The 20,714-nt window shown below is 65.4% G+C and carries 12 protein-coding genes; 6 read left to right on the forward strand and 6 right to left on the reverse strand.

Translation table 11 applies throughout. From position 1 onward, the window contains the following. Positions 1 to 40: 40 nt before the first annotated feature. Entirely contained in the window at positions 41 to 1,132 is a 1,092-nt protein-coding gene (locus ACOYYX_RS02620; RefSeq protein WP_422928380.1) for a hypothetical protein, read from the forward strand. A gap of 206 nt (positions 1,133 to 1,338) precedes the next feature. On the opposite strand, the gene ACOYYX_RS02625 is transcribed toward ACOYYX_RS02620, so the two are convergent. Continuing rightward, entirely contained in the window at positions 1,339 to 1,839 is a 501-nt protein-coding gene (locus tag ACOYYX_RS02625) for a hypothetical protein (protein ID WP_422928381.1), read from the reverse strand. Positions 1,840 to 2,790: 951 nt separating this feature from the next. Between ACOYYX_RS02625 and ACOYYX_RS02630 the strand changes: the two genes are divergently transcribed. Then, a complete protein-coding gene (locus tag ACOYYX_RS02630) occupies positions 2,791 to 4,176 on the forward strand; it encodes a hypothetical protein (protein ID WP_422928382.1) in 1,386 nt (461 codons plus the stop codon). Positions 4,177 to 4,200: 24 nt separating this feature from the next. Here the strand turns inward: ACOYYX_RS02630 and ACOYYX_RS02635 are convergent, their stop codons facing one another. Continuing rightward, a complete protein-coding gene (locus ACOYYX_RS02635; protein ID WP_422928383.1) occupies positions 4,201 to 5,958 on the reverse strand; it encodes a DUF4091 domain-containing protein in 1,758 nt (585 codons plus the stop codon). 134 nt (positions 5,959 to 6,092) lie between these two features. After that, positions 6,093 to 8,054, reverse strand: coding sequence for a hypothetical protein (locus tag ACOYYX_RS02640; protein ID WP_422928384.1), 1,962 nt, complete (start codon positions 8,052 to 8,054; stop codon positions 6,093 to 6,095). Positions 8,055 to 8,487: 433 nt separating this feature from the next. Here ACOYYX_RS02640 and pyk point away from each other — a divergent pair, with 433 nt between their 5' ends. Next, complete coding sequence (pyk, locus tag ACOYYX_RS02645; RefSeq protein WP_422928385.1) at positions 8,488 to 9,966, forward strand: pyruvate kinase; 1,479 nt, start codon at positions 8,488 to 8,490, stop codon at positions 9,964 to 9,966. A gap of 62 nt (positions 9,967 to 10,028) precedes the next feature. On the opposite strand, the gene ACOYYX_RS02650 is transcribed toward pyk, so the two are convergent. Beyond that, on the reverse strand, positions 10,029 to 11,069 hold the full coding sequence (locus ACOYYX_RS02650) for an HAF repeat-containing protein (RefSeq protein ID WP_422928386.1): 1,041 nt from the start codon (positions 11,067 to 11,069) through the stop codon (positions 10,029 to 10,031). A gap of 481 nt (positions 11,070 to 11,550) precedes the next feature. Between ACOYYX_RS02650 and ACOYYX_RS02655 the strand changes: the two genes are divergently transcribed. Then, positions 11,551 to 12,126 carry a hypothetical protein gene (locus tag ACOYYX_RS02655; RefSeq protein WP_422928387.1) on the forward strand — a complete coding sequence of 192 codons (576 nt, stop codon included), beginning with the start codon at positions 11,551 to 11,553 and terminating at the stop codon, positions 12,124 to 12,126. A 177-nt stretch (positions 12,127 to 12,303) separates the two neighbouring features. Here ACOYYX_RS02655 and ACOYYX_RS02660 read toward each other — a convergent pair whose 3' ends face one another. Both ACOYYX_RS02660 and ACOYYX_RS02665 read right to left on the reverse strand, forming a co-directional pair. Then, the gene (locus ACOYYX_RS02660) at positions 12,304 to 12,912 is read right to left on the reverse strand and encodes a CAP domain-containing protein (protein ID WP_422928388.1); all 609 of its coding nucleotides are present in this window, start codon (positions 12,910 to 12,912) and stop codon (positions 12,304 to 12,306) included. Between the two features lie 1,192 nt (positions 12,913 to 14,104). Continuing rightward, a complete protein-coding gene (locus ACOYYX_RS02665) occupies positions 14,105 to 14,860 on the reverse strand; it encodes a YqjF family protein (RefSeq protein WP_422928389.1) in 756 nt (251 codons plus the stop codon). Positions 14,861 to 15,074: 214 nt separating this feature from the next. Here ACOYYX_RS02665 and ACOYYX_RS02670 point away from each other — a divergent pair, with 214 nt between their 5' ends. Both ACOYYX_RS02670 and ACOYYX_RS02675 read left to right on the forward strand, forming a co-directional pair. After that, positions 15,075 to 15,869 (forward strand): hypothetical protein, encoded by a 795-nt coding sequence (locus tag ACOYYX_RS02670; protein ID WP_422928390.1) that lies wholly within the window; start codon positions 15,075 to 15,077, stop codon positions 15,867 to 15,869. A gap of 461 nt (positions 15,870 to 16,330) precedes the next feature. Further along, complete coding sequence (locus tag ACOYYX_RS02675) at positions 16,331 to 20,635, forward strand: Ig-like domain-containing protein (RefSeq protein ID WP_422928391.1); 4,305 nt, start codon at positions 16,331 to 16,333, stop codon at positions 20,633 to 20,635. The last annotated feature ends 79 nt before the right edge of the window (positions 20,636 to 20,714 follow it).

The following is a 20,714-nucleotide window of genomic DNA, read 5'->3' on the forward strand; positions in this document are numbered from 1 at the left end:
ATCGCCTCGAAGATGCAGGGCCTGAGAGACCTCGAGACCCATGCCTCGTCAAAGCCCCAAGCCGTCGACCCCCGCCGATGCGATTCACATCGCCCAGGGGGATTTTCCGTCGCCCGATGCTCGCGCCGCGATCAGCTTGCCGGATGCGCTAACTCTCGGCCCCTGCCATGCCGACCCCGAGCATCACGGTGTCCTTCGAAGCGAATACTGGCACTCATTTAAACGAGAGCTTGAGCACCTTTCCAGCAGCAAACCCCGCCGAAACCGAAAACCAACCGCCGGTTCGACCCCCGAGATCTTCACCGCCCGGCAACTACTCGAGGCGCTGGCGAATCATCCCGAGTCGATGCCGATCGTGCTCTGGACGTCCCCGAACCCCGGCGAACGCCTGGCCTTCTGGTGGATGGTCGACGCCCTCGACCGCGGCAAAATCCCGATCACTCGATGCTGGGTGGCCGACTCGTGGTTCCCCAAGGATGGGCCGGACGCCCTCCTGTCATACCATGCTCATCCTTTAGAAATGATCCAGGACGCCTTCGAGGATCTCCAACCGCTGACTCGTCCGCAGCTCCACAACGCGGTAAGGCTCTGGTCCAGTTTTACGAACTCATCACCCCTGACGCTCGATCAGTCGAGGCGCTCCGGGACTCTCGAGCCCGCAGACGCCCAGGTCATCTCCGAACTGTTCCGCTGGGGTCTGCCCCGGATCATCGACGGCGAAGGTTCATACTTGAGATTGTCTGAGTTCGACCAGCTTCTTCTGGGGCATTTGAACGACCGGGAATGGGTACGCCCTGTAGACGTGCTCGCTCGCGCCATGCACGACGCTCGCACGCGCCAGGCGATCGCCCATTACGGGGATCTTATCTTCGCCCAACGTCTTGGCGCCTGGGCCCGACATCAACCCGAAGCCCCGAGCCTGTTTAGCAAAGCCATCCCCAAGGCGGCGAATCATAACACGAGCGTCGCCTACCGCCTGACGGCCAAGGGTCTTCGGATCGTCGAGAGCGGGCTCCTCAGCGAGGAAGAAGCGCCGGAATTCCACGTTGGCGGCTGCAGGGTCTATCAGGGTTTCCCTCCATGGGCGCGTCACATCGCGGAGAACGATTGGCGTGTGGAGGCGTGGGAATAGTATAATGTTTTAAATTTACACTTGTGTATATTTTGAAACAAAATATAGAATAGAGGCTCCCGGATCTCAGGTGCCACGGCGAGGAGCGGAGCCAGGGCGGGCACGGCCGCCATCCGGAAGTTAGCGATGGTTGGCGCCAGGGACTGACTCGAAGGTGGCTGAAGTGCGATATCGAGCTGTGATGGGAGTCCCCGTGTTCGGCGCATTCACTGCTGGGATCGAGGTTCCTCACCGTCAACCGGGGCTGCGGGGTCTTTCACTCCGGGCTTCGGTCGGCTGGCGGCCACGCTTTGCGGGATGAATGGGTTGGTGATCACCAACGGACTTGCCCTGAAGATGCGAGAGAAGAATGTGCCGGTATTGATACGCCTGAGTTGCGCCTGGCGAGCCGAAATTTCCTGATTCGTCTCGCAATCGCCGATCACCACCAGGACCTGCTCATTGGCCGGTTTGGTTGCCGCGAGGGCAAGTTTCGGGAGCCGTAGGCGGCTTGGCAAGTCACTCGCCGAGAGGATATAGGTGGGGAGTTTGTGGCGGCGACGTAGATCGTAAGCCAGGTCGCTCGCCTGGGCCCTTGCCGATTCCCCTCGGAAGGTCTTCACGACGACGAGGAAACGACCGCTCGAGGCGTTCACGGTGCGTATCCGCAGATGATATACCTCGTACGCGGACATTGCGATTGCCACGATCGCGACCACCACCATCATCCCCCACATCCTGAACCGCAGCTTCGGAAGTCTCATCGGCGGGCCTTCCTCGTAGATTTCTCGAGTGCAGAATTGATCACAATATGGGGTTTTGTCGCGAGGTTCCCATCAAAATACAGGACGAGACGTAACGCCTGAATTCCTAGGATCGAACAAGGATATCAGTGAAGCTGACAGTTTTCGAGGTGTTAGTTTGACTTGGCGGACGTCGGCCTGGCTTGTCGAGAGTCTGCGGGAACCCAGACGGATAGGCGATTGTTTGTGGGATTGTCGTTTGCTGGAAACGTGGGGATGCCTGCTCGATTCGCCGTGGTCCAGGTACCCGCCACGTGGACGTCCGATATATCCAAAATCAGGAGAAGGCCCTGGCGAACCGCGCGTCGATGGGGACGAGTGTCGACACAGCCATGAGTCGGTCTGGTAGGATTAAGGAAGAGATTGGCCGGGCCGGAGACACGAAACTCGAAGGCTATCGTAACTGACATGACTCAGGGCTGGATCGAAGCGGATCGCAGCGGATTAAGGGATTCGAGGTCCTTCGACTGAGCAGGGTCCTTTCCGGCCTTGTGGGTATGGGGTGGATGATCTAAATTCTTATGTACGATAGGGTTGTGTTGAAATTTTTCTGACCCGATGTCGCAAGAATGCAGAAGTCGCCTTGGGATGTCCCCGTTTTCGGGGCGACCACCTCACGCGGGCAGAATCATCTCGGCAGTGCCTCGGATCCATGGAACTTTTTGGCGGCTTGAAGCGTCAAAATGGGGAGAGGGCCAGTTCTGGCCAGGATACGCGTCACGAATTCGGGTGGTAAATCGAGAACCGCGTAAGCGTTACGGCGCCCATGCGGCCGGCGCTTTTGGTCGGGTGACGCCGGGTTTGAATCAATAACCTCCAGGCATTCGGAGGAAGGACGCAGTGGCAGGATCGACCGATCGAGGGGGGCGGAAAGAGGTGGAACTACGAGCCGATGCGCCTCGAGCGTCGACATCCTGGACGATACCGGAGATCCGGATCGTCAAGGACGATCAAGGACGCTTGCGGATCGACCAGGACGACCCCGCCACATACGGGGCGCATGCCGCCCGCCAGTTGCTGGCGACCGCCGAAGCCGACCCGAGGTACAGGGACGGGATGACCAAACGTCCCTCGACGACCTCGATCAAGATCACCTATGTCAACGAACTCGGCGAGACCCAGAAGGTCGGCGTCCGGGAGGTCTTCTGCCGGATGGACGGCGATGCCCTCGTCGTGACCCAGTTCGAGAACGCGGAGGGGGAGAAGGTCAAGGACCTGCCCATCGCGACCGCAACTGCGAATGCGACCGCAACCCCGCCGCTCGACGACATGGGCCTCGACGACGACCTGGAAGGGGACGTGGACTACGCCGATCGGTTCCACGAACTCGCCCTGGCCGAGCTCAGCGACGAGCCTCCGCCGCCCGCCGAGGTCGAACCCGAGCCCGAGCCGGTGCGTGCCGAGCCGCAACGGGAGCGCCGCATGCCGACCGGGCCGCTCCGAAAATACGAGGACAAGGCGCCGGCTGCGGAACCGAGCATGGCCAGCAGCTCGGCGTCCTCTCAGTCGGCCTCAAGCGCCTCGGCAGCGACGCAGCCCGAATCGAAGCCGACGAGCACGACCCTCGGCACCCAGACCAATTTGACCGTGAAGGCGCTCAATGAGGCCGAGGCGGCCGCGCTACGCGCGATGATCGAGGCGAAGACGGGGCAGGCTCGCTGGGCCAACGGGCTCCTCATGCAGGCGGCGGAACGCTACCCGAGCGATCGGAAGCAGCAGAACGAGCACCTCGCGAACTTGATGCGGGTCTCCCTCGAGCCGTTGCGGGCCGAGTCGCGGACGCCTCTCGCCGCCGCGTTGCGCAGCATCCTCGAGGAGGTCCTGGCCTTCAAGGCGGGCGTGCTGGACCGCGATCCGCTCAAGGCGGAGAAGCTGACACTCTCAGCCTACGCCCGGACGGTGCTCGCCACGACGCCGGTCGAAGAGACCCCGGTGAAGACGGTCTCCGGCGCCTCCCAGAAGACCCCGGCCCAGGTCCTGGCGAAGCTCGAGGATCCGAAGCTCGCGCGGGCCACGCGCGTGAAGCTCCTCCTTGAGATCGTCCCCAGCATGATCGAGGCCTGGCGACCGGACAAGGAGAGCACCCGCAGCGAGGCGGGCAACGAGAACAGCCCCGCGATCGTCCGCAAGCTGTTCGCGGTGGCCAACGAGCAGCGCCAGCAGCGGAAGTACATCGACAACGGCGTGGCCTTCAAGAAGGCGGGCGAGAGATACTCGGGGCTCGAAGGCCGGTTGCCGAAGGCCTCGCCAACGGATGACTGAAAAGCCTCGCGAGCCACCCGGGGTTCATTTCCCGACCGAGGCTGAGAGCACGGTACGCCGGGCGGCGGCGAGCCAGTTGATCGTCTTGGGGAAGTCGGCGTAATCCTTGATCGGTGCCAGCAAGGCATCGTCGGGGCGTACGCCGGCCGCCTGCAGGAGTGCGTAGTCCTGGAGGCTTTCGGAGAAGACCTCCCAGCGGATCGAGTCGATCGGGCCTTCGGGGCCCGGATAGACGACGAACGGGTCGCCATACGGGAGGCCCGGCCAGGCGCCGACGGAGGCGTCGGCGAACGGGTCGCCGATCCGGCTCGTGCAGAAGACGAACCAGTAGTTGTGCCCCCAGTGCAGGAAGCCCCTGGCCTGGAGCCGGAAGAAGAGCCAGCCGGCCATGCGGATCTTGGGCAGCGGTGTGTCGAGCAGGCGCTGGAGGTAGCGGTCGCGAGGCCCGCAGCAGAAGTAGGCCCAGGCGGGGCAGCCGGCCTGGGTGAACGCCGGCGCGGTGGCGATGCTCGGGATCGGCATGTCGGAGAGACGCTCGGTCGCGAACCTCGGGTCGCTCATCGCATCCATGACCTTCATCCAGGGGGCCAGCTCGGCGAGCAGGGCGCGGGCCTTGCGGTAGTCGGCCATCTGGACGTCGCCGTCGGGCTCGTCGGCGCAGTGGAAGAGCGACCTGTCGAGGACGCCCTCCTCCTGGAGGAAGGTGCGGAAGGCCGGCAGGAACTGCTTCAGGAAAGCGCGGTAGACGTCGGAGGTCGCGCCGGTCTCCGCGGGCCAGAGCAGGGGGCCGAACCCCTTGGCGTCGCGCTCGAAGATCCGCTGGGGATGCTTCGCGCTGGTCGGCGCGGGGGTGAAGAAGTGCGGCCACTCGATCAGCCGGGCCCCGGCGGAGAGCGCGGTGCGGACCCAGCGACGCACGTCCTCGAAGTCGAAGTCGTAGGTGTCCGGTCCCGTGCGATGCACGCGGAGGAGCTGCGCGGGGCGCTCGAGGACCTCGTGCCGGTTATTGAGCAAGGGCGTGTAGGCGACGTCCACGCCGTGGGTGGCGAGGTCTTTGAGGTAGGCCGAGGCGAGCGTCCAGAAGCGTTCGCTGCAAGGCGGGATTCGATACCACTCCCAGATCGAGTCGGCCGAGAGCCACTGGGTGACGGGGAAGTCGCGCCTGGGGCCGATCGTCAGCGGATGCACGACGACGCGGACGGGGAGTTCGACCGACCATTTCTCGGGCCTGACGAAGTCGACGTAGCCGTATTCGTTCTCGAACGTGAGCCGGACGCGGAGGTCGCGCGGGCCGGGCTTCTCACCTTCGGGGACGGTCAAGGAGATCCAGAAGACGCCGTTGGCGTGCGGACCCGCGTGAGCGGTGGGCTCGGGATAGAGGGGATCGGGGCAGAGCCCTGGGATGAAGCCGATCCCCTCGACCTCCTCCGTCGGCACGTACGTGTTCAGCGCAGCCATCGGCACGAAGCCGACGCGACGGACCCGCGCCCCCCAGCCGTCTGCGTCGAGGACTTCACATCGCACGATAGCGGAATTGGCCTTGCCGTTTTGGAAGCAGGCCTGGAACGAGATCCGCTCGTTGCGTGCGGCGAGAATCTCGAGCGACGTCGATGCCCCGGGCGGGGACGTCGGGTAGACCCGCCGCAACGAGGTCTCGAGCCAGAAGCGGAGCCCGTCGCGACTCACGACCGCGGGGGCGTCCTCGGCCTGTGCGTGCGATCCCAGGGCCGCGAAGGAACCGGCGGCCAGGCCACGAATGATATCTCGGCGGTTTGGACCCATGCCGGCGGATTTTACAGGGCCGGTCGGACCATTCCAAGTGGCTCGATCTCGCGCCCGGGGAAAGACGCCTGAGCACGAGACGTTTTCATTTGTGGTTCATGAAACCGCGAGCAAATTTCGGGCAAAACCGCGAGTCATCGCGCGGCCTGGGTTTGCGGCCTTCGGCTCGCCAGGTGCTCTTCCATCTTGCGGAAGGCGACGACCCCGACGCCGGCCTGGGCGGCCTGGGCGCCCATGTATTTCAGGCCGCTGCGGGGGGGAATGCGGAGGAGGACTTCCTGGCCCTCCTTGAGCAGGCGGACCGGGGTCCAGGTGCTCAGCTTGAATCCGGCCTTGGCGCAGAGGGTGCGGCCTAGGTCGGCGACCTCGCTGACGCCCAACCGGGGAAGGGCCTCGGGGAGTCGACGCAGGATGCGGTACGTCCCGCCACCGAGGCGGACGGTCCACCAGCGGGCGAGGCGTTCGGTCGAGGCCTCGGCGCCCTGCGAGACGGACCCCTTCAACAGGACCTTGCTGGCCGACTCGGCCCCCTCGCCGGCGACTTCCTTGATCGCGACCTGAGTGGCCGCACGGACCTCGGCGCGGGCGGCCTCCGAGGCCACGACCCCCTCGGGCTGGGCCGCGGCGAGGCTGAGGGCATCGGCCACGACGAAGCAGCCGTCGATCAGGGCCCAGGCCATCTCGCCCGAGGTCGGCGTGTAGCCATTGCCCAGGACGTGGCCGAGATGCAGGAGGTCATACAGCGGCAGGAACTGAGTGAAATTCACGTCACTCGCGTTGAGCTGGGCGACCCGCTCCAGGCCGTCCTTCTTGATCGTCCGGATCGTCGCCTGGCCGTTGTCGCCCGAGAGGAAGAGGACGGAGAGGGCGAGCGACTCGGTGAACGACTTCTTCGACTTGGAACGGAGGTGCGTGAGGGTCTCGGGGCCGGCGTCGGTCGCGGCGATCGGCGGGATGATCGCCGCACCATGCGTCCGGAGGATCTCGCGGAAATCGGCGTCCGAGGCATACTTATCGAGCATCGCCAGGGCCATCGTGCCGTGCTCGGCCAGGGCCTCGACCGCCTGGTTGCGGAGGGCGTTGTCGGCGAAGTCCCCATAGACCACGTCGGCGGCGTCGGAGCCGGCCTGCATCAGGGCCCGCTCCCCGCGCTCTCCATGCTCGACGGCCAGGCGGAGCCCTTCGGGGCTCCCCCCGATGGCCTCGACCAGGCCCGCGGCGGCGACGTGGCGGAAATGCGAGGCGACCGTCTCGGCCGAGTGACTCCGGAGCAGTTCATCCACATAGACCGAATTGACCCGGAGCAGGATCAGGGCCTGCTCGAGCGGCAGCGAGTTCCCCAGCGCATTGAGCACCGGCCCGTAGAGGCCGACCAGGGCGAAGCCGTCGAGCCCCTGGAGCCGGAACGCGTTCAGAGCGAGGGGGCCGTGGTCGTCGAGGATCCGAAGGGCGGCCCGCAGGTCGGCCGCGCCGCTCTCGAGGCTGACGAAGTCGAGGACGACCAGGGCGTCGGTCAACTCCTTCGCGTCCCCCGACCAGCGCTCGATCATCTCGGTGACCCCGACGGGGTCGGCCAGGATGAGGGGCAGGGCGTTGGGGTACTTCGCCGCGATCCGCTGCTGATGGCTCGAGAGGCGGGAGACCTCGGCCACGAGGATCGCGCGGTCGGTCTCGTCGGCCCGCTTGAGGCCGAAATACTCGCGCCAGTGCAGCAGGAGGTCGGCGGCGGCCTCGTCGTTCAGGCTGTCGCGGAGCCGGCGGAACTCGCTCGGGTACTTCTCATAGAGGAAGACGGCCTCGAGGTCGAGACGGTCGAGGAGCGTGAGCCCCCTGAGCCCGTCCGACTTCTCGATGGCGATGGCCGTCTGTCGATATCGCTTGAGGGTCCGGTCCGCGAGTTCGCGATCGGCCGGCCGGGTGTAGCGGGCCAGAATCTCGGCCTCGGGGTCGGCGGTGATGGTCTCGGCGGCCCTGGAGAGGCTGACCTCGTTGGCGCTCGATCGCACATCCTGGGGCGCCCGACCATCTTTGAATGCGAGCTTGCACAGGATTCCGAGAGCGGCCAGCAGCGCAACGAGGGCAAAGCTTCGCTTCATCGATGAGGAATCCCGGTTCAAAAGGTCCGAAAGCCGGAAGGCTCCGAGCTGGTTCGACTCGCGACCCAAGACTCGGGTTGGAACCATTCCGCAGGATCGTCCTGGTCTCTCGTCCCTCGCGATCGCACGACCTTCGATTGTCCGACTCTCAAGCCTTTTCGTCAATTCGGCTTGCGCCTCTGGTCGGGGAAGTACGCCTGTTGCGACAGCGGGGTGCGGGCCTGTTTCGGGGCATCGTATATCTTCCTTTCTACGAAGATTCGGTCATTTGTGGCCGAGTATTGAGATTTTTCCTCAAGGATCCCGAAGGCCGGTGCGGCTTGATCTCGTCGACCGAATGGCATCGGGGTGCGAAAGGGGTGGGGTGAGGATAGACTGGGGCTCGTGAGGCAGTTCGGATGTCTCCTGGATGGCGAGTTGAGGACCCCTTGGTATGGCGTACAGTGACCAGGAACCGCTCGGGAAGGTCCGGACCAAGATCGTCGCGACGATCGGGCCGGCCTCGCGCGAGGAAACCTCGCTCCATAAGCTGATCCAGGCGGGCGTCGACGTCTTCCGGCTCAACTTCTCGCACGGCAACCACGCGGATCATTCGGAAGTGCTCGCGCGGATCCGGTCGCTGAGCCGGGAGATCGGGAAGCCGATCGCCGTCCTGCAGGACCTGGGGGGGCCCAAGATCCGGCTCGGGGCGATCGCCGGCGACGAGGTCGAGTGTCGCGAGGGGGAGACATTCGTGCTCGGCGACGAGGGCTCCCCGACGGATCCGCACCGGCTCACCTCGACATACCCGGGGCTCGTCGAGGATCTCAAGGTCGGCGACCGCGTGCTCTTCGCCGACGGCGTGGTGGCGATGGTAGTCGAGTCCATCGACCAGCAGGGGGCGCACCTCCGCGTGACGCAGGAGGGCCGACTCCGCTCGCGTCAGGGGATCAACGTGCCGGGCGCCGCGCTGAGCGTGAGCGCCCTCACGGATAAGGACTTGCAGGACCTCGATTGGACCGCCGACCACCCGGTCGAGTACGTCGGCCTCTCTTTCGTCCGCCGCCCCGAGGATGTCCTCGCCTTGCGGAAAGAATTGGAGAAGCGGGGGAGCCGGGCCCGGATCGTCTCCAAGATCGAGAAGCCGCAGGCGGTGGATCAGCTCGACGCGATCATCGAGCAGTCCGACGCCGTGATGGTGGCCCGCGGCGACCTCGGGGTCGAGATGGACGTCGCCCGCGTCCCCGCGATCCAGAAGCGGATCATCGCGGCGTGCAACCGGGCGAGGGTTCCGGTGATCACCGCGACCCAGATGCTCAACAGCATGGAGACGTCGAGCCGGCCCACCCGCGCCGAGGCGAGCGACGTCTTCAACGCCGTTCTCGACGGGACCGATGCGGTGATGCTCTCCGGGGAGACGGCGATCGGCCACTACCCGGTCGAGGCCGTCGCCACGATGAGCCGGATCGTCCGCGAGGCCGAGGCCTTGCTGTTCGGCCCGGGCGGCAGCTCGTGGTCGGCCATCGACCCCCGAGCCGCCGCGACCGCGAGGGCCAAGGCCGGCATGGTCCAGCCGATCACCGAGAGTGTTGTCGAGGCCGCGAGCCTCGCCTGCCGACGATTGGAAGCCAGGCTCCTCGTCGTGGCAACCCACTCCGGCCGCACGGCGCTGGCACTCTCGAAGCAGAGGCACGCGACGCCGACCCTCGCCCTGACCGACGATGTCGAGATTACCAGGGCCATGTCACTCTTCTGGGGGGTCACCCCGCTCTTCAGCCCCGACATCAAGGGGGCCGAGCACGCCCTGACGACGACCCTGGAATGGGCGAGGCCCCGGGGCCTCGTCACGAAGGGGGACCTCGTCGTCCTGATCTCGGGTACGATGCCCAACAGCCCGATCCACAACGCCATGCTCGTCCGCGAGATCGAGTGAGGGCCCTCGATGACACGTCTTTCACGCGGACGAGATTCAGGAGGGCGTCGGCCAGGCCGGGTTCAATGGGCGTGGCCCTTTTCCTCTTCTTCCTTTTCGAAGACGCCGGTGACCTGGCCTTTGTCGTTGATACCGGTGGCCGAGACGAAGTTCGGCCCCCCCTCGTCCAGGAAGCGGAGCTTGCCGTCTTCGTAGACGAAGCCCTTCGGCAAGACCTTGGAGCCGTGCGCGCCGTCGATCATGCCGACGACCGCGCCGAGGTTGTTGATGGCCAGGGCCTCGGCACGCGGGTAATCCTTGGGCCGCTCGATGTTGAGGATCCCCCCCTTGCGGGTCCATACTAAGGCGTTCATTGTGCCGTTGCCGCCGTCACGGAGCCCGACGACGGTCCCGTCATTATTGACGGCGCGTGGGGTGAGGGCCCCCGAGCCGCCGATCGGCTCGCGCGCCCATTCGCCGGACGGGGCCTGGGACCAGAGGCAGGGGAAGGAGCCGTCCACGGCGGTGATGAACTTGCCATTGTCGCTGATCGCCACGACGTTCGAGCCGAGCTGGTGTTCGTGGGGTAAGGGGGTGCCGACCCAGTTCTCCCCGTCGAGGTTCCAGATGCAGGCTCGCATCCGGTTGTCGCCCACGGAGAAGCCGCTGATCCGCTTCCCGTCCCGGGTGATCCCGGTCGCGAACGAGGCCCAGTCGTCCTTCAGGACCCCGAGCCCTCGAATCCCTTGCCTGGCGTCCCAGATGAAGGCCTGGTTCCGCAAGTAGAGCCGCACGCCGGGAGGGGCGGGCTTGCTGGCTCGCCCCACGACCACGCCATCATCGCTCACGGCGTTGGGGAACGTGGCGGTATAGCCCTTCAGCAAGGGGAGATAGGTGATCTCCTTCCCCTTGGCGATGAAGGGGACCTGGTCGATCACCCCGGGCTGCTGCTTCGACTCGACCCACTCGAAGCCGATTATCTCGCCCCGAGCATTCATCCCGGTCGCGATGATGTCGTTGTCCTTGGGCGTGATCACCTCGTATTTCTTAGCCGGGGGCTGGGCCGCCTCGGCGGCGATGCTCGCGGTCAGCGACGAGGCCACGACAAACCAGGCGAAACGCATTCGGAAAGCTCCCAGCGGGGCGACTCGAACGAATAGGCCCACCGTACCGGAAGCTCGCGAAAAGTCAAACGGTCGGCAGGCTTTGCATCACATTTCGGATGCCGGAACCCGATTTGAGATCAGGATATGAAAGTAGTATTGTAAATGGGAAAAAGGGGCCTCGCCGGCGCCTGGAATGGATCAAGAGCGATAGGCTCGGCGGTATGGATCGCGACGAATTGGCGAAATTTGGCGAGATTATGCTGGAGGAATTGTCGCGATTGTGCCGAAGAATGCGAATAGAGGTGGGTGGAGAGTCTCTGCCCGGAATCCGAGGGGATCGGCCTTGCCAGAGTCGACGTTCGCGGTAAAGATGTCGCCCCGACCGGTGAACCGGAGGCCGTTCTCGGCTTCCGCACGTCATTCGATCCGGTCTCTCCGGCCATGTTTACCCCGTCGTCGGCCGGTTTTAGGGAACTTCTCAGGGATGAGGGGATCCTCGATGCGCGTCAGGCTGATCTGGGTAGCCATCCTGGTGCCCGCAATTCTTGGTCATGGCGGCTGCGCGACGATCGAGCCGTGGATGGCCCCCCGCCAGATGGTGGAAAACCCGCTGATCGTGCCGACGGCCGACTTCGAGACCGTCTGGAAGGCCACGATCGCGTCGTTGAACGAGTATTTCGAGATCTCCAAGGAGAACCGCCTGTCGCGGACGATCGTCACCCAGCCCAAGATCGGGGCGACGGTCATCGAGCCCTGGAGCGGCGACAGCGTCGGCTTCCACGAGCGGCTCGAGTCGACCTTGCAGACCATCCGCCGGTTCGCCCAGGCGACGGTCGAGCCCGCCCCTTCGGGCGGCTTCGCCATCAAGATCGTGGTCTACAAGGAACTCGAGGATATGCCCAAGCCCGACCGCCAGGCGGCGGGGCGTGCCGTCTTCAACAACGACTTCCCGATCAATCGGAGCCGCGAGATCGTGGGGCCGGTCCCCATCCCCAACGGCTGGATCCGCCTGAACCGGGACACGAAGCTCGAGCAAGAGATCATCTACAAGCTTCGTGATGCCCTCCTGCTTTGATCCGATCGGGCGAGAAGGGGGGGAACGGCGGGGGGTGGAGTACCCTCGCCGCCGCGCCATCAGTTGCCGGATCTCCAAGGGCCGAGCCCTGCTGCCATCCTTACGTTTCGATCCTTGAAACGTCGAGAGGTCGAGTCGGCCTTCGAGACTGCGATCCGTCGCGGGGCAACGAGACGCTCAGTTCGCGTTGAAAGTCCAGTAGGCACCCAGGCCGGCGATCCCGATCGAGCGGATGGTGGGGTCGAGCAGGGCGGCGCGGTGCGCGGGCGAAGCCATCCACATGGCTCCGATGCTGGCGAACTGGCCCATGCCGGAGTTCTGGCGACGCGCGGGGCCCATCACGTGGTGGCCCATGCCGTAAGCCTGCTGCTGGTTGTTGTTGGCGGCGGCCCAGCTCGAGAGGTTGGCGTCATAGCCGACGGCGGGCAGGCCGTAGCTGGCGCGGATCGAGTTCAGCCAGTTCGTGAAGCCATAAGGATCGCCGGTCAGCGCCGTGGTGGTCTGCTGAGTATAGGTCGTGGCGGCAGCTTGGCGGGCATAGGTCGGGGCCGCGGCGGGCTGTTGGACATACGTCGTCGGGGCTTGAACATACGTCGTTGCAGCCGGGCGAGCATAGGTCACGGCGGTCGCCGGCTGGGCATAGACGACGCTCGGGCTCGCGGGGACGGTCTGGTAAGCCACGGGCTGTTGCGCCCGGGCGACCAGGGGGCTGCTCGAGGCAGCGAGGGTGACGAAGAGCGAGAGCGGAGCCACGAAGCGCGTCTTGGTGATGATCTGGAAGAACAACGGAATCACTCCCTGAGGTTGCGCGGGCCGTGACCATCCCCCGACGGTCACCTGCTCCATGGGCCATTCCCCAGACGAATCCAGGAGAAGCATCCCATGACTGCCCGTGAAGTGTTGCCAGGATGGGATAGCGATTCTGGAAACGCAACCCTTTTTTCGGGTACGAGATTTTCTCCTTTCGGATGTATCGACACTTGCAGCCATGGATACACCCGTATTTCATAGGACATTCGGGAAGATCGGCGTGCGGTCATCCACCCACGCTTCGGGTCCGGCAGTGAACGAAGCCTGGCTAAGTCTGACGAAAACGGCGCATTGATGTCCCTGACATGTGCATGTCCCGTCCTGAGGCCGTCTATTTGGGAAGTCAGGGTGGCATTTTGACGAGGCAGACAATCGTCAAACTTGCCGGCAATGCCCGTTAGCTTCGCAGAGTTGGCGCATCCCTGTGCCTGCCCAGTCAGCGGAGCCCCTCCGCCCCTTCGTCGAAGATAACGCTCATGACCTGTTTGGATATGCTGACGTTTGAGGGAGCGTTCCGAACTATACGGGAGAGAGCCCCGAAAACGCGGAAATTCCAGGGCTCCACCGCTCCTCAGCCGAGCTACAGTGTGTAACCCACGAGCCGACGCGGATGCTCAAAGGGGCTGCGACTTGCCGCCGCGCGGCCCTCGCCCGGCGCCTCGCTTGTATCGACGCATACTCCGACGATTCGTGGATCTGCACCCAGTTGTACTATGGTTGTCAGAGTTCGGGGTTTCACTGTCACGACCCCGCTTCGCGTCAGTAATCACGCATTGCACTTCGCGGCCCGTTGATGTTGGGCTCGCCGTCGCTCGGTGGGTTACACGAGGACTCCCCATCTCGAGCGAGTGTCAGGGGGGCGACCATACTCGACCCCGTTCGAGACCTTCCTGGCGATATTTGTTGATGGGAATCAGCAACTCCGTTCGACGCGCCCGATCGCAAATCGGCGGCCGAATTCGGCGCAAAAAAACTCTGGAAAAACTCACCAATTGAGCGTCTCGGAGCCCATGAAAGGTGTCCGATGCGCCTCGAGGCCTCGTCTCGACGCGAAGCTTGATTTTCGCCAGAGTCCTCAGCTTGCGCATGTCCTCTGCTTGAACCGACGGATTAAGTGTATTGGGGAGATTGGGGTGGGTGTGAGATGGGTCCAGGAGGCGGTGGTGAGTTAGACGACCCGTTGCAGCGGGAAGATTTCCACGTGGACCCCCGCCGAGTAGTGGGCGAGGGGGATGCTGTCGGGGCGCGAGATCCCGGCCGCGGCCAGGAGTGACTCATCGAGGCTCAGGACCGAGGCTCCCTGGAAGGGATAGGGCGTGTGGTAGACCTGGCCCTGGAAGAGTCGGGAGCCCCGGGTCGAGTAGAGGAGGTAACGCTCGATCAGGAAGTGTTCCAGGGTGCCCGGCACTGCGCCTCGGATCGGTCCTTCGGGGAGGCATCGGATCGAGGTCGATGCGGGCAGGGGCCGCGGCCACCTGCGCTCGGAGGCGTATGCGACGCTCCCCGGCTCGGGGACGTTGAACGCGAGCTTCATACGGGCGAAGTGATAGGGCAGGTGGAACCATCGCCGGGCGGCGACGACCGCGGGGGCATTGGCGGCGTCGAGGCTGAAGAACCAGACGCCCGGAGCCCGGCCGTCCTTGTGGACATACGTGCGGACGTTCGTCTCGTGGAACCTCGACAGTCCGGGCATCGCCGGCAGGCCCACGGGTCGAATGCCCGACATCGTGAAGGGGACGAGCCCCACGTACGCTTTGCCTTCGAAGAGGTCCAGCTCAAGGCCCGGGGGCAAGAGCGGGCGAAGCCCGTCGGCCGGGACTTCCCAGTGGAGGAAGAGGAGGTTGCTCCACGACTGCCGCATGACCGCCCGGCGCGGGGGGCGTACCGTCGGGGCGATGCGGTCGATGGCGGGATGGTTCGGCATGTCGGGCGATTCCTGTCCCATCCTAGAGCTTTGGGTGATGCCTCATCATTCCGGATCAGGCGAGTCAACCTCGACCTCAACGCTGCCAGAACCGAGGTCGTCGCACAAGCCGCGCCAATCGGCCGGGGCGAACCTCTCACGTATCCCATCGGTCAGACGAAAGGCGCCGCTTTCGTCGAGGGGATGAAGGGCCGCCGCGGAAGGGAGGATGACCGTGGGACTGCTCTTGCTGGTGGGGTTGGATCGAACCGAGGTCGATGCGCTGCGACAACGGCTGGGACGCCCCATCCTGGCGTTCGACGCCCTCCCTCGGATCCGGGTCGACAGGGGCTCGTTGCTCGTCGAGCATACCAACCTGCTGGATCATTTCGTGCCGGTCGAGCGGGTCGTCTATCACGCGATCTTCGAGGAGGATCACGCCTTCCTCGCCGCCCTCGCCCTGTGGAAGGGCCCATGCCTGCCGAATGCCAGGGGGATGATGGACCTACGTCTGCGGCTCCCGGGCCTGGTCAGGTCGCTGGCGGTGACTCGCTTCGGCGGGATCGCGCGAGGCTTCGCCGACAGGGACACGCGCATCGAGACCAAGGTCAATTCGGTCGCCAAGTGGGGCAACTGGCATTGCGGGGAGGACAAGGCCCGGTTCGACGAGTCCTGGGTGGCCGAGGTCCCCACGCTGATTGAGGAGTTCATCGAGGGCGAGGCCGTCCGCATCGTGCTGATCGGAGAGAACGCCTGGCAGGTCCGCATGGCGGGCCTGGGATGGCTCAAGTCGATCCATGCCCAGGGCGCCGGCCTCATGCCGATCGACCCCGAATTGCTCGACGACACCCGGCACATCGCCGCCCACTTCGGCCTGGAGACGATCGGCGTCGATTACATCGCGGCCCCCGGCGGTTCACGCTACCTATTGGAAGTGAATCACGTCCCCAACGTCACCGTCTTCCCCGAATTCCGCGAGGCCTACCTCGACCTCGTCGTCGGATGGGCCGCCGAGCCCTCGCCGCACTGATCGAGGTCGCGGCAGAGCCGATCTCCCACCGACTCCTATCCAATCCGGAAGGATGAGTTGATCCGATCGTAAGGTTGAGCTCGGCTTTCCTGATTGAATGTCTATCTTTCCCATTCCTAAGAATTTGACTTCAATTTGTAGGGTGATATTGATATTGAACCGGCCAAATTCGCTATTTTAACAAATGCTGTGAGCATGGCCGCGAAGGCGGCGGGGTTGCAGACGCTACTGCGCCTCGACGCCGACGCATGGAGGACTCGCCCCGCACGGATCGAGGCAAAGACCGCAGCCAGGGACGACGGGGTGAGGGGAGGGACTCCCGGATTCGCTCTAATCTGACGTTCCACCCTCTCCTCGCATCCGAAACGAGACTCCGCACCATGGCTCATTCCTCCCCGCGCTTCGGCGAGGCCGTTCGGCCTGCGCCTTCGTCCGCCCGTCGAAGGAAGTCCCGGCGTCAGATGACCTGCCTGCTGTTCGCGGAGGCGCTGGAAGAACGGACGCTTTTGCACGCCTACCTCTATCTCGACTACGGCGACAACTTCGCCGGCGGCACCCTACAGGGGGCCGGCGTGACCACGGATGCCCTCCTGAGCCACACGTCCGGCACCGGGATCAACATCAACGGGCCGCAGTTGAGCGACTCGTCCGATAACAACTACGCGGCGGGGACGCCCCTGATCCTGAACTCGTTCGCGTCCTTCTACGGCGCGGACAGCTCGGCGCTCTATAGCACGAGCATCGCCGAGGCCCGCGCGACGATCGACGCCATCGTCCAGCGGGTCTACGCCCCCTTCGACGTGACGGTGATCGATCTGACCTCGACGTCGATCACGATCAACGGCAAGTCGGTCGCGGCCGCCGCCAACTTCGACGACGTGTCCAACACCCTGGCCGCCAGCGGCGACGGGCACGACAGCTATGTCTTTGTCGCCCAGGCGATCATCAACGGGACGACGGCCGACTCCACCACTGACCCCACCCAGTTCGTCGACAACGGCTACGGCGGGATCGCCAGCGGCCTGGACTTCGACAAGAGCCAGGCTGGCCAGAACACCCACGCGGGCACGGCACTCTCGCTCTTGCGCTCGGACTACTCCGAGAACAAGGTCAGCCAGACCATCGCCCACGAGGCCGGGCACCTCTTCGGCATGACGCACGTCTGGCGCAACGACTCGGGGGAGAACCCCGACCCGAGGGCCTCGGTCGGCCCCTACAAGGACCAGCTCGACATCTACAGCAGCTCCGAGACGATGTCGTACACGTCCTTCAGCGGGTTCTCCGTCTTCTCCCGCCTGCCGATGGTGGCGAACACCAAGTATGACGCGGGCACCAACTCGTACCCGATCAACACGGACACGAGCTTCCTGACGTCGTCCCCCACCCCTTATGACCACATGGTCGCCGACCCCGGCATCGGCGGGAGCAACGTCTCGTACGTCACCGGCTCGGGCGCCAACGACATCATCACGATCACCAAGTCGAGCCCCACGACGGCGACCGTCACTGTCCAGCCCTTCTCCGACTCCGGCGCGAGCTACACGACGCCCATCAACATCCCCGGCCAGGCGACCGCCAACTATACCTACATCATCGACATCACCAGGCCGATCGTGATCGATGGCGGCGACGGCAGCGACCGCTTCGTCATCGACGGCGACCTCGGCACGAGCATCCTCGTCCGGGGCGATTCGTGGAGCGGCGACTCGGCCGGCAAGGTCGACTCGCTGATCATCAACGGCAAGGGGGCCATCTCGGGCTCGTACACCCCGAGCATCTACGACAAGCCGAGCCTGGCGAACGGCTCCGACAGGCGCGGGACGATCCAGGTCGGGTCCACCGTCATCGACTTCCAGGAATTCACCGACGCGAGCACCGTCGCGGTGACCGACGTGACCAACTTCGCCGTGAACCATCCGGACGGCGGCGTCAGCGTGGTGCTCGATAGCCCGGTCGCGGGGCAAGATCGCGTCAGGGCGACGGTCGGCTCGCTCCCCTTGATCCCGCTCAGTTTCTCGAACGTGACGAACCTCACGATCAACACCGGCAACGGCGACGATGACGTGAGGATCGCCGCGACCCCGGCGCCCGGGCTCCAGTGGCTCGCGGTCAACACTGGCGCGGGCAACGACCACCTGGAGGTCAACAGCAACGCCGGCCTCTTCGACGTCTCGGGCGGGATCCATTACGACGGCGGCCTGGGCATCAACGACCTGAGCCTGACGCAGTCGGGCGGACCCACGCGTGACGGCGAGACCTACACGGTCCTGACGAACCCCGGCTCGGGCAGCGACGTCATCATCGACGGCGCGAGCATCCAGTCTGTCTTCTTCCAGAACCTCGCACCGGTCCTCAGCCTCGTGCCGGCCCCCCTCACTGTCATCGGCACGAATGCCAACAACGTCATCAACTACAGCCAGGGATTGATCCCCAACCTGGGCCTGGTGGCGGTCGACAATACCGAGCCGATCACCTTCGCCAACAAGCCCTCGCTGACCTTGCGGGGCATCGGCGGCGACGACACGATCACGATCAATAACCCCTCGACCCCAACCGGCCTGACGGCCATCAATGCCATCGGCGGCTCGGGCAACAACACCCTGGTCATCAACGCCCAGGGGGTCGCCGTGACGAGCGCCGTCGCGACGGCGACGACCGTCTCCATCCCCGGCCAGTTGCCCGTCGACTATTCCGCCATCCAGCAGATCCAGATCTACAACTCGACCGACGCCCTGACCAGCACCCCGACGCCGGTCAAGGCCGTCGAGGGGGCGCAGGCGCAGGACGTGGTCATCGGCTCGTTCGCCTTCAGCGACACGGTCCCGCCGACCCTCTTCGCCAACCCGGCCGACTTCACCGCGTCCATCACCTGGGGCGACGGCACGACCACGGCCGGGACGATCGTCTCGCTGGGGACGGCCGGGTTCGAGGTCCGCGGCACCCACACGTATGCGACCTTCGGCACCTATCCGGTCTCGGCGACGATCACGGACAAGGGGAGCAGCCGGACCTTCACCCCGACCGGCGGCACCGCGCCGGTGACGATCACCTCGACGGCCGGCGGCACCGCGACGATCGCCACCACGGCGACGGTCGCCGACGCCCCGCTCGCTTCTCAAGGGGCGGCGGTCTCCGGGGTCGAGGGCCTGCCTCTGTCGACTTTGCCGCAGGGCGTCGTCGTCGCCACGTTCACCGACCTGGCGCCCGGCGGCGTCCCGGCCGACTACACCGCGACGATCGCCTGGGGCGACGGCACGACCTCGGCCGCCACTCAGATCGTCGCCACCGGGTCGCCCAACGGCGTGACGTTCCTCGTCTTCGGCAACCACACGTACGCCGAGGAAGGGGAATATTCGCTCTCGGTGACGATCAGGGACACCGGCGGGAGCCGGACGACGGCGACCTCGCTGGTCCACGTCGCCGACGCGCCCTTGACGGCCGGGCCCGCGGTGCCGATCAACACGATCGAGTCGCCGATCTATCCCGTGCCGGTCTTCGGGGCCCCGATCTTCAACGGCCTGGTGGGCACGTTCTCCGACGCGAACGTGAACGCCCCGGCGTCCGACTTCCGCGCCACGATCGACTGGGGCGACGGCACCGCGCCGACGTTCGGGACGATCACCAAGGGGGCGACCCCCGGCACCTTCAACGTCTTCGGCGGCCACACGTATGCCGACTCGAAGGTCAACGGCGGCGCCGGGCACTTCACGGTGCTGGTCCGCATCGATGACGAAGGCGGCTCCGAGGTGACGCTGACCAACACGGCCACCGTCGTCGACAACCCGATCGTCGTGACCGGCGCCCTCGACACGGCCAGCGACAGCGGGCTCTCCAGCACCGACGCGATCACCAACGTCAATCACCCCGTCTTCAAGGGGACGTCGGAACCGCGCTCGGTGGTGACCGTCTTCGCGACCCCCTTGACCGGCGGCCTGACCCGCCCGATCGGCCAGGCGACGGCCGGCGGCGACGGCAACTGGCAGGTCACGTCGAGCCTGCTCGCCGACGGCCAGTACGTCATCACGGCCTCGGCCGTCGACCAGTTCGGCCACACCCACTCCGGCCCGGTGACGCTCCTGCCCAACGCGGCGCAGGGCGCGCTGATCATCGACACGGTCGGGCCGAAGGTGACGGACGTCTTCTTCGACCGGCTCAACGGCCAGATCGACGTGGTGTATCGGGACGAGCGCTCGGGCATGAACGCCTCGACGCTCGTGGATTCGTCCAACTACTCCCTGACCAAGCCGCACACGTCCCCGGCCACGTACCTCGTGACGGAGCTGACGCCCTCGTCATCCTCCGACCCGACGGCCCCCGTGACGGTCCCGGTGACGCTCAACGGCGGCAAGAGCCTGCGAGGGGGCTTCTACACCTTCACGATCCGGTCCTTCGGGCCGAGCAATCGCGAAGGCGTGCGCGACGTGGCCGGCAACGCCCTCGACGGCGAGTTCTACGGCAAGTTCCCCTCGGGCAACGGCGAGCGAGGGGGCGACTTCGTCGCGATGCTCGACGCGGTGCATCGGCGGATCTTCGCCCCTCAGACGGTCGTCGGCACGGCCAGCCCGGGCAACGACGGGCAGGGGGGAGAACCCGTGGGAGCCGTCCACAGCGGCGTCTTCACGCAGGTCCGCCCGCGTCTGACCCCGGCGCATATCTTCGGCCTGGCGGCCGGCCGGCAGAGGACGGCGGTCCGCGTCGCCAACACGCCGGTCAGGCTCGCGGGGCAGCACCCCGCCGGTCCGCTCAAGAAGCCGTCGGCCCGTTGATCTCCCGAGGCCTCGGCCGGAATCTTCGCCGGCCGAGGCCTTTCTCATTCCAAGGGATGTGGAAATCGAAGCATTGTTG

This window comes from Singulisphaera chitinilytica (genome assembly GCF_049331405.1).
Classification (GTDB): domain Bacteria; phylum Planctomycetota; class Planctomycetia; order Isosphaerales; family Isosphaeraceae; genus PoT.